The 641-nt window shown below is 33.7% G+C and carries 1 protein-coding gene; it reads left to right on the forward strand.

Features of this window, described 5'->3' with window-relative positions; translation table 11 throughout:
- Positions 1 to 184 precede the first annotated feature (184 nt).
- Positions 185 to 641, forward strand: a 457-nt coding sequence (locus tag HMPREF9999_RS02645) for a hypothetical protein (RefSeq protein ID WP_009436765.1), incomplete at its 3' end; no start/stop codon positions are given.

Below are 641 nucleotides of genomic sequence, written 5' to 3' on the forward strand. Positions count from 1 at the left end.
GATTGAGACAGAAACTCAGTTTTGAAAAACTGAAATCAGAGTTGTATCAAATAAAAGTGCAGCTCTGCACTTGCTGGTTGACTCTACGAGGGCAGAACATTGGGAAGTATTTAACGATGGAACAGAGAAACTAAGAGCAATTTTTGATAGAGATAAGTTCAATAGGGTAAAATGAGTTAATAAAATGACAATAAAGGAGATAGAATATTTGAAGAGTGGTAGTTATATCTATATATGTGATAGATGGCTGAAACTTAGCTATGCTGATGAGTATAGGATAGCTTATACTAAAGATCCATTTTTTTTAAGCCTAGGCTTTGAAAAATCAGGTGATTATTATAAATTGCATCTCTCACGTGAATCTGTTTACGAATTCACAGCCATTCGCAAATATGTTTATTGCATATTTTGTGGAGGAAAGTATACTCCTAATCAAGTTGTGAAAAACGGCAAGATTATTTTATTCCCTGATATAGATACCCAAATACACATCTTAGGTTTGCGAGATAAAGGAGAGCATTATATCGAAATTCCTTATGATAAATTTATAAGTGAAGTAACGGATATTTGGGAAGAACGTACTCCAATAGAGGGCTTCAAATTTGACGTAGAGCCTATTGTCTATCTAAAAAAAGATGGCG

Source organism: Alloprevotella sp. oral taxon 473 str. F0040 (genome assembly GCF_000318095.2).
Lineage (GTDB): Bacteria > Bacteroidota > Bacteroidia > Bacteroidales > Bacteroidaceae > Alloprevotella.